We start from the raw sequence: 14,803 nt of genomic DNA on the forward strand, positions 1-14,803 counted from the left end.
AAGGGCTGTCCAGGAAGCTCCCGGCCGTTGGTCAAAACTTCACCATGGGTCTTCTGCTCGACCCCTGATGTTTCCTAATCTGCGACGTCGCACGCACTGAAAACATGTATTCAATTGGTGAGAGGTCGCTGAAAATATGGTGAGCGTCGAGCAGACCTCCGTGGAGGAGGCCAGGGGTCCCGGTGGCCTCAGGCGTGACGTCGGACTGATCGGTCTGATGTGGGCCTCCGTCGGTTCCATCATCGGTTCGGGATGGCTCTACGGAGCCCACGACGCGGTCATCCAGGCCGGCCCGGCGGCGATCATCTCGTGGGTGATCGGCGCGGTCGCGATCGTGCTCCTGGCGTTGGTGCACGCCGAGCTGGGCGGCATGTTCCCGGTGGCGGGCGGCACGGCCCGTTATCCGCACTACGCGTTCGGCGGACTGGCCGGCATGTCCTTCGGCTGGTTCTCCTGGCTGCAGGCCGCGACCGTGGCCCCGATCGAGGTCGAGGCCATGATCGGTTACGCCGGTCACTGGTCCTGGGCACAGGGCCTTCAGCACGCCGACAAGACTCTGACCGCCAGCGGTCTGGTGGTGGCGGTCCTGCTCATGGCCCTCTTCGTCGGTGTGAACTTCTTCGGCGTACGGGCGCTGGCGCACACCAACAGCGCCGCGACCTGGTGGAAGATCGCCGTCCCGCTGGGCGCGATCTTCATCATGGCCGCACTCCACTTCCACCCGGCCAACTTCCACTCCGAGGGCTTCGCGCCGTTCGGCGCCAAGGGCGTGCTCGCCGCGATCAGCACCAGCGGCATCATCTTCGCGCTTCTCGGCTTCGAACAGGCCATCCAACTGGCGGGCGAGAGCCGCAACCCCAAGCGGGACCTGCCGCGCGCCACGCTCGGTTCGGTCGCGATCGGCGCCGTCATCTACGTCCTGCTCCAGATCGTGTTCATCGCCGCCCTGCCGCACAGCAGCTTCGCGCACGGCTGGGCCAACCTCCACTTCAGCGGCGACAGCGGCCCATGGGCCGGCCTGGCGACCCTGGTGGGCCTCGGCTGGCTGGCCGTCGTCCTCTACCTGGACGCGATCATCTCCCCCGGCGGCACCGGCCTGATCTACACCACCGCCACCTCCCGCGTCTCCTACGGCCTGGCGAAGAACGGCTACGCGCCGAAGATCTTCACGAAGACCGACGCGCGCGGTGTGCCGTGGTTCGGCCTCATCATGTCCTTCGTCACCGGCGTGATCTGCTTCCTGCCCTTCCCCAGCTGGCACAAGCTGGTCGGCTTCATCACCTCGGCGAGCGTCCTGATGTACGCGGGCGCGCCGCTGGCGTACGGCGTCTTCGCCGACAAGCTGCCGAACCATGAGCGGCCGTACCGGCTGCCCGGTGGCAAGGTGATCTCGCCGGTGTCGTTCGTGGTGGCCAACCTGATCATCTACTGGGCCGGCTGGGACACCCTGTGGCGGCTCGGGCTGGCGATCGTCCTCGGCTACCTGCTCCTCGGCAGCTACGCCTGGTGGGCCAACTCCACCAACCAGCCCGACGCGCCCCGGATGGACTTCAAGGCCGCCCAGTGGCTGCCGGTCTATCTCCTGGGCATGGGCGTCATCTCCGCCGAGGGCGGCTTCGGCGGCTCGGGCAACATCGGTCTGTGGTGGGACATTCTGGTCATCGCCGTCTTCTCCCTGGTCATCTACTACTGGGCCCGGGCGACCTCCTCCAAGCGTGAGGACATCGAGCGCAGCATCGAGGAAGTCGTCGTCACCGACGCCCCCGCGCACTGACCGACCACCCCTCCCCCGACCCGGCCCGTCGGCCGCGGCTCCCCTGCCGTGGCTGACGGGCCACCGTCATAATGCTCGGGTGACTTCCACCGCCCCCCACCCCAACTCCCCGTCTCCACAACGCTTTCCGGTGGTGATCGTGGGCGCCGGGCCCGCCGGTCTCACCATCGGGAACATCCTGCGGGCCGCGTCGGTCGACTGTCTGGTGCTGGAGGCCGAGACGCGCGAGTTCATCGAGCAGCGGCCACGGGCCGGTGTGCTGGAGGAGTGGGCCGTGCGCGGGCTCCAGGAACGGGGCCTCGCGGACAATCTGCTGGAGCGGGCGCAGCTGCACACCGAGTGCGAGTTCCGCGTCGAGGGGCAACGGCACCGGTTCTCCTACACCGACCTGACGGGACATCACCACTTCGTCTATCCGCAGCCGCTGCTGGTGACGGACCTGGTGCGCGAGTACGCCGACGTGCGCGGCGGCGCCATCCGGTTCGGCGTGCGGGACGTGCAGTTGCACGGTCTGGACACGGACCGGCCGGCGGTGTCGTACCTCGACCCCGAGACCGGCCGACGCACGCTCGTGACGTGCGACTTCGTGGCGGGCTGCGACGGAGCACGCGGGGTGACGCGGACCGTGCTTCCGCAGCAGGCCCGGATCGCCCGGCACGACTACGGCATCGGCTGGCTGGCGCTGCTGGCTCAGGCGCCGCCGTCCAGCGACTGCGTGGTGTTCGGCATCCATCCGAACGGCTTCGCCGGGCACATGGCCCGCAGCCCCGAGGTCACCCGCTACTACCTGGAGTGCCCGCCGGGCGACGACCCGGAAAACTGGCCGGAGGAACGCGTCTGGGCCGAACTGCAGGAGCGGCTCGGCGCCGCCGACCGGCCGCCGCTCACAGAGGGACGGCTGATCGAGAAACGCGTCCTCGACATGCACAACTACGTGGTCGAACCCATGGTGTTCGGCCGTCTCTTCCTGGCCGGGGACGCAGCCCATCTCACCGCGCCCATCGCGGCCAAGGGCATGAACCTGGCCCTGCACGACGCCTTCCTGCTCGCCGACGGGCTCATCGCGTACCTCGCCAAGGGGGACGCCCGCGGCCTCGACGGCTACTCCGCGGCCTGCCTCGGACGTGTGTGGGACTACCAGGAGTTCTCACAGTGGCTGTCGGAGGTGTACCACGGCGCGTCGTCGGGCGACGCCTACCGCGCGGGCACGACGCTGGCCCGGCTGCGCCGCCTCTTCGAATCCCCGGCAGCCGCCGCGGCGTTCGCGGAGCAGTACCTCGGCAAGAGCTCCGCGTCCTGAATTCCGTGATCCTCAGTCGTGCAGCGGCTGATCGCTGAGCCGGTGGTCCGCCACCTTCAGCGCCTCGTCCACGAGCCGCCGCAGATGCCCGTCCCGCAGTGAGTAGATGACCCTGCGGCCCTCCTTGCGCGTGTTCACCAGGCCCGCCAGCCGCAGCCGCGCCAGGTGCTGGCTGACCGCGGGCCGGGCCGCCCCGCCCGCCTCCGTGAGGGTCGTGACGTCGGCCTCGCCGCCGGTCAGGGCATGCAGCAGCGCGAGGCGGGTGCGGTCGCCCAGCAGGGCGAGGAGCTCGGCGGCGAGTGCGAACTGTTCCTCGCCCGGGGTGCGCGGGTGCGCATCGTGCGCAGTTGATAGGTGCATGCGTGCGCTCATACGCACATAATGGTCCCGTGGGCGTCCCGCGTCCACCACCGCGCACCGGAAGGGGCCTACGTGAGCGGCCAGCACGATCACCAAGACGAGCACCACGACCACGGGCACCACCGGCACCATGACCACCACGAGCACTCGCACGACCACCGCCCCACCGGCCTCAAACACCGCCTCGGCCACCTGCTCACCCCGCACTCCCACGAGACCGCCGACAAGCTCGACTCCGCGCTGGAGTCCTCGGCCCGAGGGATGCGTGCACTGTGGGTCTCGCTGGCCGTCCTCGGGGCGACGGCCGTGGCGCAGGCCGTGGTCGTGGTCATGTCCGGCTCGGTGGCCCTGCTCGGCGACACGGTGCACAACGCCGCCGACGCGCTGACCGCCGTACCGCTGGGGATCGCTTTCGTGCTGGGCCGACGGGCGGCCACGCGCCGCTTCACCTACGGCTACGGCCGGGCCGAGGACCTTGCGGGGATGGCGATCGTGCTGACGATCGCCGCGTCGGCAGCGTTCGCGGCCTGGGCGGCGGTGGACCGACTGCTCGATCCGCGTCCCGTCGCGCAGATACCTGCGGTGGCGGTGGCCGCGGTGGTCGGCTTCGCCGGGAACGAGTGGGTGGCCCGCTACCGGATCCGGGTGGGCCGGGAGATCGGCTCGGCCGCGCTGGTCGCCGACGGACTGCATGCCCGTACGGACGGGTTCACGTCACTGGCCGTGCTGCTGGGTGCCGGTGGCTCGGCGCTGGGGTGGCAACTCGCGGACCCGCTCGTGGGGCTGGCGATCACCGCGGCGATCGCGCTGGTGCTGCGGGATGCGGCGCGCGAGGTGTTCCGGCGGGTGATGGACGCCGTCGACCCGGAGCTGGTCGACCGGGCCGAGGGGGCGCTGCGCGAGGTGCCGGGCGTACGGGAGGTCGGTGAGCTGCGGCTGCGCTGGATCGGGCACCGGCTGCGCGCCGAGGTCGCGGTGGTGGTCGACGGCGAGGCGACCGTACGTAGGGCGCACGCCATCGCGGTCGAGGCGGAACACGCCCTGCTGCACGCCGTACCGAGACTGACGGCGGCCCTGGTGCACGCCGATCCGGCACCGGCACCCGGCCAGGAGGACCCGCACCTGGCCCTGGCACATCACGCGGCGCGTTGAGCGCTGCGCCGGCTGCGTCGATGTGCGGCTTCGCCGGGGGGGCGGGATGCGGCGTCGATCGTCTGCGGCGCCATCGTGGCCGGCCGCGCCTGCGCGGTGGAGCCGCACATCTGCACCGTCCCGCGCCCCTTCGGGGTGCTCCCGAACCGAAGCACTCCGCTCAGACGCCGAGCCCCTCCAGCACCACCGCGCCCGGCAGTTCCGCGAACGCCTTGCCCGGGACCAGCAGCTTGCCGCGGCGGCGGCCGCTACCGACCAGGACGTAGGGGAGGTCGGCGACGGCCGGGTCCACCAGCACCGGCCAGCCGTCCGGGAGTCCGATCGGGGTGATGCCGCCGTACTCCATGCCGGTCTCCCCCGTAGCGGTGTCCATGGACGCGAACGAGGCCTTGCGGGCGCCGAGTTGGCGGCGGACGACGCCGTTGACGTCGACCCGGGTGGTGGAGAGCACGAGGCACGCGGCGAGTGTCGTCTCCCCGCCCCGCTTGCCGACCACCACCACGCAGTTCGCCGACTGCTCGAGCAGTTCCTGCCCGTAGTGCTCCACGAAGACGGCGGTGTCGGCCCACTGCGGGTCCGTGTCGACGTAGACGATCTGGTCGGCGGGGACGCTGCCGCTCCAGTGGCGTACGGCTTCGGCGACCGGGTGGATCAGTTCGCCGAGGGCGTCGGGGGCAGGGGTCGCGGTGTCGAAGTGTCCGATGGGCGGGCGCATGGCCGCACGTTAACAGGACGTCCCGGGCCGGCTCAGTGCACGGGCGGGACGGAGACCGCCAGCACGAGCTCCATCGGCACATCGCCTTGATTGCCGTAGCTGTGCGGGGCGTTGGCCTCGAAGGTGACGCTCGCGCCGGCCGGGACGCGGTACTCCGCGCCCTCCACCGTGAGGGTCAGCTCACCCGCCGTCACATGGGCGATCTCCACCGTGCCGGCGGGATGCGGGTCCGAGGCGCTGCTGTCGCCCGGCATCAGCCGCCAGTCCCACATCTCCAGCGGTCCCGGCGCCTCGGTACCGGCGAGCAGCCGGCTGTAACTTCCCGCGTCGGTGTGCCACAGCCGTACCACCTGTTCGGCGGGGACGACCCGCACCTTCGGCCCCTGCTCGTAATCGAGCAGCGTGGTGACGCTGATGCCGAGCGCGTCGCCGATCTTGACGACGGTGCCGATGCTCGGGTTGGTGCGGGCCTGCTCGATCTGGATGAGCATGCCGCGGCTGACCCCGGCGCGGGCGGCGAGCGCGTCCAGGGTGAAGCCCCGCTCGCCTCGCCAGCGCTTGACGTTGCGGGCCAGGGACTGGGTCAGCAGATCGAGGTCCGACACGTTCCGTCCAATATCCACGTACTGCGCGGTCAATATTCTGGATGACAGGGTTCACTTCACTGAACTACGGTGTTGTGCACCCGATCGTTCACCGAACTGTACTGCGAGGCGACCCGTGACAGCATTCTTCGCCCTGGCCACCAGCCTGCTCTGGGGCCTTGCCGACTTCGGCGGCGGACTGCTGACCCGGCGCACGCCGGCGCTCACGGTGGTCGTCGTCTCGCAGGGGATCGCCGCGGCCGTGCTCGGGGCGATCGTGGTGGCCACGGGCGACTGGAGCGAAGCCGGTCCCCGACTGTGGTTCGCCTTCGCCGCCGGGCTGGTGGGCCCGGTCGCCCTGTTCTCCTTCTACAAGGCCCTGGCCCTCGGGCCGATGGGCGTCGTCTCCCCGCTCGCGACCCTGAGCGTGGCGGTCCCGGTGGGCGTGGGCCTCGTCCTCGGCGAACGCCCCGGTCTGACGCAGGTCGCGGGCATCGCGGTCGCTGTCACCGGAGTCGTGCTCGCGGGCGGACCGCAGCTCAGGGGCGCCCCGGTGCAGCGTCAGGCCATCCTCCTCACCCTCGTCGCGGCCCTCGGCTTCGGCACGGTGTTCGCACTGATCACCGAGGCATCCACGACCGTCACCGGCCTCTTCCTCGCCCTCTTCGTCCAGCGCCTGACGAGCGTGACCACGGGCGGCATCGCGCTCTACGCCTCCGTGAAGCGGGGCGGCGAGGCCCTCCCGGCCGGCGGCTTCCCCTGGACGTCCCTCCCGGCCCTCGCCTTCGTCGGCCTCGCGGACGTCGCGGCGAACGGCACCTACTCGGTCGCCGCCCAGCACGGCCCGATCACCGTGGCCGCCGTCCTCGCCTCGCTCTACCCGGTGGTGACCGCACTCGCCGCACGCGGCCTCCTCAGGGAGCGCCTCCGCGGTATCCAGGCGGCGGGCGCGGGCCTCGCGCTGGTGGGCACAGTGCTCCTGGCGACGGGCTAGGCCGGCCTAGGACTCCGGCTCCAGTTCGGCCAGCCTCGCCACGGTCTCCTCGTCCAGCTCCGAGAGGGCCCGCAGCTGGTCGGGCGTGACGCCGTCGGGAATCGGCACGGGGGCGGGCGTCCTGAGCGGCGGCTGCCAGCCCTCGGCGGCCGTCCAGCGGCGTACGACACGGGCGGGCGCCCCCGCCACCACGGCATGGTCGGGCACGAGACCCCGGACCACGGCACCGGCGGCCACGACCACGTTCCGCCCGATCCGCGCGCCCGGCAGGATCACCGCACCGGTGCCGATCCAGCAGCCCGGCCCGATCTCCACCGGCTCCATGCGCGGCCACTGCTTGCCGATGGGCTCGTGCGGATCGTCGTACGAGTGGTTCGTGGACGTCACATACACATACGGCCCGAAGTAGCAGTCGCTGCCGATGGTCACCGTCGTGTCGGCGATGACATGGCTGCCGCGGCCCAGCACGACACCGTCGCCGATGCGCAGGATCGGGTCGGGGCCGAGATCCAGGTCGGGCATCAGCCCCGCGGTGAGGGTGACCTGCTCGCCGACGATGCAGTGGGAGCCGATGTGGATCCAGGCTTCGCCGAAGACGGTGCCGAGCGGGAAGGCGAGCCGGGTGGCTTCGCCGATCGAGCCGAAGCGGAAGCGGCCGGGGCGCTCGGCCGTCACCGAGCCCGTGCGCTGCACCCAGGCCCAGCCCGCGTGGACGGCGCGCTGCGCGAGGCTTCGCCGCCAGGATGAGAACGTGTTCTTGCTCTTCGGCACGGAGTCACCGTACTCAGCGTGCGGGGCGCCGATGAGGTGCGGAGGCTGTGATCTTCACCCCACCCGAGCGCACGCGAATCACCCGTGAGGGATGAGGCGAAGACGCCGAAGCCGTGGTGCGATGGTGGTATGACCTGGCGCAGCTTGGTGGATCCCTTCGACGTCAGCGGACGGCTGACGCGATATGCACTGGGGACCGCCGGCTCGTTCGTCGACCGTGTCGTCCGCGCGGGCACAACCGCTGTCGTGGACCGACTCGACCTCGATGGCCTGGCCGCCCGTATCGACGTCGACCGGATCGCCGACCGGATGGACGTGATGCGGGTCGTGCGGCGCGTCGACATCGACCTGATCGCGGACCGGGTCGACGTGGACCGCATCGCCGACCGCGTGGACGTGAACCGGGTGGTGGCCCGAGTGGACGCGGACGAGATCGCGGCCCGGCTGGACGTGGACCGGATCGCGGCGCGCATCGACGTCGACCGGATCGCCGCTCGGCTGGACCTCGACACCGTGATCGCCAGGATCGACCTGGTCGCGCTCACCAGGGCGGTGCTGGAGCAGATCGACCTGGGCCGGATCGTCCGGAACACCAGCGGCGGGATGGCCGAGGAGACGGTCGACGCGCTGCGGCTGCGCACCGTGCGGGCAGACCGGATGGTGAACCGCGTCGCCGACCGGCTGCTGCACAGACCCGGCGTCGCCCCGGCACACTCCGACGGGCACGGGCAGCCACCATGACGCACGGGGACCAGCGCTCCGGGGGCGACACCGCGGGAGTGGTGTCGCGATGTCTCGCAGCGCTGGTCGACGCGATCGTGGTGGCCGGCATCGGACTCGCGGTGCAGTTCGCGTACGGGGGTCTCCGGCTGCTCGTCGCCGGGCCGCCGTTCCGTATGCCGGACCTGTCCGGCTGGCGGACGGGGGTGCTCGGCTGGGCTGTCGCCGTGCTCTATCTGGGCGTGAGCTGGGCGTCGACCGGCGGCACCCTCGGCGACTGGCTGCTGGGCCTGCAGGTCACCGGCCGCACCGGGCGGCTGCTCGGCATCCCCCGCGCCCTGCTGCGGGCCGTGTTCTGCGTCGCTCTCCCCGTGGGTCTGCTCTGGATTCCGTTCAGCCGACGCCACGCCTCGGTCCAGGACGTCGTCATGGCCAGCGCTGTGCGGTACCACCGGTTCTGACGGACGGCCTGCACTGTGGCGTCCGGCGTCGTGCCGCAGGACGGTGGCCTCCGCGGGCACCGGACGAGGCCCGTAATCACCCTTGCGAGGTGACGACGGGCGCGTGCGGGCCGTGTAGGAGTCGTACAAGAAGGGCCGCGCCCGGCGGCCCACCGAGGACGGAGAGGGCTGAGACGACCGCAGGAGGCCCGCGATGGCAGACACCGGAGGCCATTACGTCCCGCCGGGGCTGCGCACGCTGTCGGCGTACCGGCGCGAATGGCTGGTCAAGGACGTCGTCGCGGGTGTCGTCCTGACCACGCTGCCGGTCCCGCAGGGCACTGTCATCCTGGCGGTACCCTCCGCGCTCCTCTCCGGCAGATCGTGGGCCCGGGCGTCGGCATCCTCATGGCCACGTCCCGGCCGCCCGCGACTCGCCGCAGGGGGTGGCGCGCGGGCCCGGCGCCCGGCAGCAGGGTGTCATCGCCTACGGTGCGTTCTGTGTCGACGACGAGGAGAGGGCGATGACGCAGAAGGCGTTGATCACAGGTATCGGCGGTCGGGAACCGAAGATCGACGGGGAGGCCTTCGTGGCGCCCACGGCGTCCGTGATCGGGGACGTGACGCTGGAGGCCGGGGCGAGTGTCTGGTACGGGGCGGTGCTGCGGGGGGACGTCGAGCGGATCTTCGTGGGGGCTCAGGCCAATATCCAGGACAACTGCACGCTCCATGCCGACCCGGGGTTTCCTGTCAGCATCGGTGAGCGGGTGTCGGTGGGGCACAACGCGGTGGTGCATGGGGCCACCGTCGGAGACGACTGCCTCATCGGGATGGGGGCGACTGTTCTGAACGGCGCCGTGATCGGGGCGGGGTCGCTTGTTGCCGCGCAGGCCCTGGTACCGCAGGGGATGCAGGTGCCGCCCGGGTCACTGGTCGCGGGAGTGCCGGCGAAAGTGAAGCGGGAGCTCACGGAGGAGGAGCTTCAGGGGGTCACGCTGAACGGCACGATGTATGCGGAGCTGGCGAAGGCGCATCGCGTAGTGCACGAGTAGGTCGCGTGGCGGGCGCGGGTTTGTGGGGGCTGCTCCCGCCCACGCGGCGGAGCCGTATGGTGCTACAGCCCCGCGCCCCTCAAGGGCGTCAGTCCCCGGCGGGTACCGGTTCCGGCTCTTGCTGTGCCGCCTGCGCCTTCTTCGCCTTGCGCTTCACGATCAGCATCGACGCCACGCCGACCAGCACCGCCGCCACCAAGCCCAGGTACGAGAACCGCTTCAGCCAGTCCTCGGCGACGACGCCCACGTAGTAGATGACCGCCGTCGTGCCGCCCGCCCAGCAGATGCCGCCGAGGACGTTGGCGGTCAGGAACTTCCAGTACGGCATGTGGAGGACGCCCGCGAGGGGGCCCGCGAAGATGCGCAGGAGGGCGACGAAGCGGCCGAAGAAGACCGCCCACATGCCCCACTTCTCGAAGGACTTCTCGGCGGTGGCGACGTGGCCCTCGCTGAAGTGCCTGGGGAACTTCCTGCCCAGCCAGGCGAGCAGTGGGCGTCCGCCCTTGCGGCCGATGGCGTAGCCGATGGAGTCACCGATGACGGCGCCGGCGGTCGCGCACGCGCCGAGCACGATCGGGTTGATGCCGGAGTGCTGGGAGGAGAGGAGTGCGGCCGAGACCAGGATGATCTCGCCCGGCAGCGGAATGCCCAGGCTCTCCAGACCGATGACCAGTGCCACCACGGCGTAGACGGCTGCCGCGGGCACCGTGTCGAGCCACTCCTGGACGTGCAACGCCGGTTCCTCCCGTTTCGTAACCCTTTGCCTGCCTGCATTCCCGGTGTTCCCGGCGTGCGCCGCACGGGGGCGCACGCCGGGAAGCCTACCGGGTCAGCCTGCCGAGGCGCCGTCCCACAGATCGCACTGGTGATCCTGGTGGACCGAGGTGCTCAGAGTGTTTCCACCCTTGGAGGCGGTCTTGAGGGAGAGGAGCACGCCCGGGCCGGAGGGCATCGGAGGCTGCCCCGCGGCCCGTGGCACACCGTCCCGTACGAAGGATCCCCAGTACTGGACCATCTGCCGCGACAGCACCTTCTGCTCGGCGTTCAGCGGGCTTTCCAGTCCGAAGTGCTTGAAGAGGTACTGGACCTCGTTGACGTGCGTCGCGCCGAAGTCGAAGTCCGTGTGCAGGTTGCGCAGGGAGGCGAAGGGCGGGGAGGTGCGGTCGGCGAACTCGTACGAGTAGACCGGGCCGCGGGTGGCGAGCAGCCCGTCGAGCCGCAGCGCCGGACAGCTGAACAGCACGTCGCCCAGTGCGGTGGCGTACGCGATGGTCGGCGTCGGGTACGCCGACAGCGGATAGCGCTGCAGCGCCTGCTCGCCGAAGTCCTTGCGCATGGCCGCCGGGTACTGCTCGGCCGTGAGCGGTGTGCCGTTCAGGTCGAACGAGGAGAAGGCGAACAGTCGGCCCTCGTCCTTGTTCGAGCCGTTGATCACCGGCACCCGGGCCGCGGTCCCCTTCGCGACGGCCTGTTCGGGCTGCACCGGCAGGAAAACGCCCCCGACCACCGGGTTCCAGTCGAAGTCGGCCTGGGCCTCGAGGACCTCGCGGGCGGACTTGCCGCGCAGGCACGCCACGGTGGTGCAGCCGAGCTTCTTGGCGAAGTCGGCTCCCTCGGACACCGCGTCCTGGTGGGTACGTGCGGTGCAGTCGTCGTAGGCGCCGCTCTCGATGATGCCCGCGCGGAACAGGCCCCTGGCCGTCGGTGAGGCCAGCTGGGTGCAGACCGAGCGGCCGCCGGCCGACTCGCCCGCGATGGTGACGCGGCCCGGATCGCCGCCGAAGCGGCCGATGTTGGCCCGCACCCAGCGCAGCGCGGCCTGCTGGTCGAGCATGCCGAAGTTGCCGGAGACCCCGTCGTGCGTCTCGCCGTCGAGACCGGACGTGGCGAGGAAACCCATCGCACCGAGACGGTAGTTGACGGTCACGACGACCGTTCCGGTCTTCCGTGCGAAGGTGTCCGGGACGACGTCCTGACCGGCGCCGGCGGTCAGTCCGCCGCCGTGGAACCAGACCAGGACCGAGCGTTTGGCGGAGCCCTCGGGGACGTACACATTGAGGTCGAGACAGTCCTCGGTGTACGAGGGCTGGTCGTAGCCGGGGTCCCAACTGGAGTTCTGTACGCACTTGTTGCCGAAGTCCCGTGCGGACCGCACCCCTTGCCAGGGCCGCACGGCGTGCGGCTCGCGCCAGCGGAGCCTGCCGACCGGCGGCTCGGCGTACGGGATGCCGAGGAACTGCCGCCCCTCGCTGGTGGTTTCGCCGCGCACGAGACCCGCGTCGGTGCGGACGACCGACTTGCCGCCCGACGGTGCGGCCTGGGCCGCCGGGACGGGTGCGACGAGGGCCGCCGCGAGGGCCGTCAGGCCGATGACGATGCGTCGTATCACGTGCCCACCTCCACGTTCGTACGCAACCGCAGATCACGCGAGGACGCCCCGACCCACACGGTGCGCCGGCCGGTCCCGAGCACCCAATCGTGACGCTTCGGGTCCCATGAGGACAATGTGCGCGCGGTGACTTCCACGGCGATCCGCCGCCGCTCCCCCGCCCGCAGGGCCAACCGCCGGTAACCGCCCAACACCCGTACGGCCTGGTCGAGTCGGAGGTCCGGCGAGGGCCCGACATACACCTGCGGCACGGCGACGCCGCCGCGCCGGCCGGTGTTGCGGACGGTGAAGGAGACCTCGATACCGGCTCGCGTCGGGCGGGCCCGCAGGTCCTCGTACGAGAAGGAGGTGTACGACAGTCCGTGCCCGAAGGGGAACAGCGGCCGCACTCCTTCGGCGTCGTACCACCGGTAGCCGGCGTGGATGCCTTCGGAGTACTCCTCGGTGCCGTCCACGCCCGGGTAGCGGCGCGGGTCGCCTGCGACGGGGTGATGGTCGTCGTCGACCGGGAACGACTGGGTGAGGCGGCCGCCGGGGTCGCACTCGCCGTACAGGACGGCTGCGGTGGCGGCCGCGCCCTCCTGTCCCGGGTAGTACATCTGGAGCACGGCGCCGGTGCGCCGCAGCCAGGGCATCGTGGTCGCGGACGAGGTGTTGAGGACGACCGTGGTGCGCGGGTTGGCCCCCGTCACGGCCTCGATCAGTTGCTGTTGGTGGCCGGGAAGGGCGATCGTGGTGCGGTCCTGGCCCTCGGTGGCGTCCTCATAGGCGAAGAGGACGACGTCCCGGGCGGCGCGGGCGGCCTTGACGGCCTCGGCGACGTCCTGTGCGCGGGTCGCGCCGGTGCTGCGCCGCAGCCGGAACAGCAGACCGTCGGCCCCTCCCTGCGCGGTGATCTTCAGGGTGTGGGCACCCTTGGCGAGGGTGAGGGTCTTGCGGCGCACGGACAGCCCGTCGGGGGCGGCCGAGACCAGGCCGCCCGTGAAGAACTCGCCGTATCCGGAGGCCTGCGGGAACAGTTCCGTGCCGTCGAGGAGGACCTTGGGGCGGGCCGTGGGCGCGGACGAGAAGTGCAGGACGAAGGTCCACTCGTCGGCCTCGGGGACGGTGAGCGTTCCGTCGTACGTCCACACCTTGCCGGCGTCGACCCCCTGCCCCTCGCTGTCGAAGGCGGGGCTCAGCGCGGACGCCGGGACCGGCTTGCCGAACAGATCCTCGCCGAGGGAGTAAGTGGCCTTCCCCGCACGCGACTTGATGGCGTCCAGCGGGCTGTCGGCGTGATCCGGAACGACGTGCGCGCTGCCGCCGCCGCTGACGAAGGGCAGGGTGCCGGTCGGGCCGATCACCGCGACGGTGCCGCCGCGGGCCAGCGGGAGCGTGTGGTGCTCGTTGCGCAGGAGGGTCGCGCCGGCCTTGGCGACCTCCAGGGCCACGGCGGCGCCCGCCGGTGCGTCACGGCCCGGGCGTGGTGGTGCGCTGCCGTCGAGCAGGCCGAACCGGTCCATGACGGTGAGGATGCGGCGCACGGAACGGTCGACATAGCGCTCGGGCACGCTGCCGTTCTGCACGGCCGACTTGAGCGCCGTGCCGAAGTGGGTGCCGTCGGGCATCTCCATGTCGAGGCCCGCGGTGATCGCCTCGACGGTGCTGTGCGCGGCGAACCAGTCGGTCATCACCCAGCCGTCGAAGCCCCACCGGTCGCGCAGGATGTCCGTGAGCAGGGTCTTGTTCTCGCAGGAGAACGTGCCGTTGACCTTGTTGTAGGCGCCCATCACCGCGCCGACGCCGGCGCCGACGGCCGCCTCGAAGCCGCGCAGTTCGATCTCGTGCATGGTCTGCTCGTCGATCCGCACATCGATCGACATGCGGTCCTTCTCCTGGTTGTTCATCGCGTAGTGCTTGACGGTGGCGATGAGGCCCTCGCCCTGGATGCCCCCGATCTCGGCGGCGACCATGCCGGAGGCGAGCAGCGGGTCCTCGCTGAAGGTCTCGAAGTTGCGGCCCGCGTACGGGGTGCGGATCAGGTTGACCATCGGGGAGAGCAGGACGTCCTGGCCGAGGGCGCGGCCCTCGCGTCCGATGACCTGTCCGTAGCGGCGGGCCAGGTCCGGGTCGAAGGCGGAGGCCAGCAGGACGGGGGCGGGCAGGGCGGTGGCGTGCCGGGTGACGCGGACGCCGGCGGGGCCGTCGGCGAGGCGGAGGTGGGGGATGCCGAGGCGTTCGACCGCGGGGACGTAGCCCGCCTGGCCGAGGGACTTCGCGTCGGTGGCGCCGTGCAGGAGGGAGATCTTCTCGTCGAGGGTGAGCTTGCCGATCAGGCCTTCGACGCGGGAGCCGGCCCCCGCCTCAGGTCTGTCCAGTGCGTGCGCGGGGGGCGTGAGACCGGTGGTGGCCGCCGTGGCGACGGCGATCGCGCCGCCCAGCAGACGCAGTGCAGATCTCCGCGAGACAGTGTCGGTCATGGGCCGTCACTCCTTCGGTGTGCGGGCACGACGATGTGAACCGCAGGCACGCCCGGCGTCCCGGACTGCGTTCGGCATCTGAACGCAGTC

At 71.1% G+C, this 14,803-nt stretch carries 14 protein-coding genes; 7 read left to right on the forward strand and 7 right to left on the reverse strand.

Translation table 11 applies throughout. The annotated features are described in order from the left end of the window. Positions 1–136: 136 nt before the first annotated feature. Together EDD92_RS08315 and EDD92_RS08320 are read left to right on the forward strand one after the other, a co-directional pair. On the forward strand, positions 137–1,774 hold the full coding sequence (locus EDD92_RS08315; protein WP_123963709.1) for an APC family permease: 1,638 nt from the start codon (positions 137–139) through the stop codon (positions 1,772–1,774). 79 nt (positions 1,775–1,853) lie between these two features. Beyond that, complete coding sequence (locus tag EDD92_RS08320) at positions 1,854–3,074, forward strand: 4-hydroxybenzoate 3-monooxygenase (RefSeq protein ID WP_123963710.1); 1,221 nt, start codon at positions 1,854–1,856, stop codon at positions 3,072–3,074. Positions 3,075–3,086: 12 nt separating this feature from the next. On the opposite strand, the gene EDD92_RS08325 is transcribed toward EDD92_RS08320, so the two are convergent. After that, positions 3,087–3,446: a metalloregulator ArsR/SmtB family transcription factor gene (locus tag EDD92_RS08325; protein ID WP_185123964.1), complete on the reverse strand. Its 360-nt coding sequence runs from the start codon at positions 3,444–3,446 to the stop codon at positions 3,087–3,089. A gap of 60 nt (positions 3,447–3,506) precedes the next feature. Between EDD92_RS08325 and EDD92_RS08330 the strand changes: the two genes are divergently transcribed. Further along, a complete protein-coding gene (locus EDD92_RS08330) occupies positions 3,507–4,586 on the forward strand; it encodes a cation diffusion facilitator family transporter (protein WP_185123965.1) in 1,080 nt (359 codons plus the stop codon). Positions 4,587–4,746: 160 nt separating this feature from the next. Here the strand turns inward: EDD92_RS08330 and EDD92_RS08335 are convergent, their stop codons facing one another. Continuing rightward, the gene (locus tag EDD92_RS08335; protein WP_123963712.1) at positions 4,747–5,301 is read right to left on the reverse strand and encodes a YbaK/EbsC family protein; all 555 of its coding nucleotides are present in this window, start codon (positions 5,299–5,301) and stop codon (positions 4,747–4,749) included. A gap of 32 nt (positions 5,302–5,333) precedes the next feature. Continuing rightward, positions 5,334–5,906: a helix-turn-helix domain-containing protein gene (locus tag EDD92_RS08340; protein ID WP_123963713.1), complete on the reverse strand. Its 573-nt coding sequence runs from the start codon at positions 5,904–5,906 to the stop codon at positions 5,334–5,336. 115 nt (positions 5,907–6,021) lie between these two features. On the opposite strand from EDD92_RS08340, the gene EDD92_RS08345 reads away from it, so the two are divergent. Next, positions 6,022–6,879 carry a DMT family transporter gene (locus tag EDD92_RS08345; protein WP_123963714.1) on the forward strand — a complete coding sequence of 286 codons (858 nt, stop codon included), beginning with the start codon at positions 6,022–6,024 and terminating at the stop codon, positions 6,877–6,879. A gap of 6 nt (positions 6,880–6,885) precedes the next feature. On the opposite strand, the gene EDD92_RS08350 is transcribed toward EDD92_RS08345, so the two are convergent. Continuing rightward, positions 6,886–7,650 (reverse strand): acyltransferase, encoded by a 765-nt coding sequence (locus tag EDD92_RS08350; protein ID WP_123963715.1) that lies wholly within the window; start codon positions 7,648–7,650, stop codon positions 6,886–6,888. Positions 7,651–7,779: 129 nt separating this feature from the next. Here EDD92_RS08350 and EDD92_RS08355 point away from each other — a divergent pair, with 129 nt between their 5' ends. The 3 genes from EDD92_RS08355 to EDD92_RS08365 all read left to right on the forward strand — a co-directional run bounded on the left by EDD92_RS08355 (position 7,780) and on the right by EDD92_RS08365 (position 9,862). Continuing rightward, positions 7,780–8,391: a hypothetical protein gene (locus tag EDD92_RS08355; protein WP_123963716.1), complete on the forward strand. Its 612-nt coding sequence runs from the start codon at positions 7,780–7,782 to the stop codon at positions 8,389–8,391. Next, entirely contained in the window at positions 8,388–8,831 is a 444-nt protein-coding gene (locus EDD92_RS08360; protein WP_123963717.1) for an RDD family protein, read from the forward strand. Before EDD92_RS08355 ends, EDD92_RS08360 begins: the two co-directional genes overlap by 4 nt. A 503-nt stretch (positions 8,832–9,334) precedes the next feature. After that, positions 9,335–9,862 (forward strand): gamma carbonic anhydrase family protein, encoded by a 528-nt coding sequence (locus EDD92_RS08365; protein WP_123963718.1) that lies wholly within the window; start codon positions 9,335–9,337, stop codon positions 9,860–9,862. Positions 9,863–9,950: 88 nt separating this feature from the next. Here the strand turns inward: EDD92_RS08365 and EDD92_RS08370 are convergent, their stop codons facing one another. The 3 genes from EDD92_RS08370 to EDD92_RS08380 all read right to left on the reverse strand — a co-directional run bounded on the left by EDD92_RS08370 (position 9,951) and on the right by EDD92_RS08380 (position 14,713). Continuing rightward, positions 9,951–10,595 carry a DedA family protein gene (locus EDD92_RS08370; protein ID WP_123963719.1) on the reverse strand — a complete coding sequence of 215 codons (645 nt, stop codon included), beginning with the start codon at positions 10,593–10,595 and terminating at the stop codon, positions 9,951–9,953. Between the two features lie 96 nt (positions 10,596–10,691). Next, positions 10,692–12,251: a carboxylesterase/lipase family protein gene (locus EDD92_RS08375; RefSeq protein ID WP_260326410.1), complete on the reverse strand. Its 1,560-nt coding sequence runs from the start codon at positions 12,249–12,251 to the stop codon at positions 10,692–10,694. Further along, positions 12,248–14,713 (reverse strand): beta-glucosidase, encoded by a 2,466-nt coding sequence (locus EDD92_RS08380; RefSeq protein WP_123963720.1) that lies wholly within the window; start codon positions 14,711–14,713, stop codon positions 12,248–12,250. The genes EDD92_RS08375 and EDD92_RS08380 overlap by 4 nt, the downstream gene beginning before the upstream one ends. Between the last annotated feature and the right edge of the window lie 90 nt (positions 14,714–14,803).

It is taken from the genome of Streptomyces sp. TLI_185 (genome assembly GCF_003814765.1).
Taxonomy (GTDB): Bacteria; Actinomycetota; Actinomycetes; order Streptomycetales; family Streptomycetaceae; genus Streptomyces.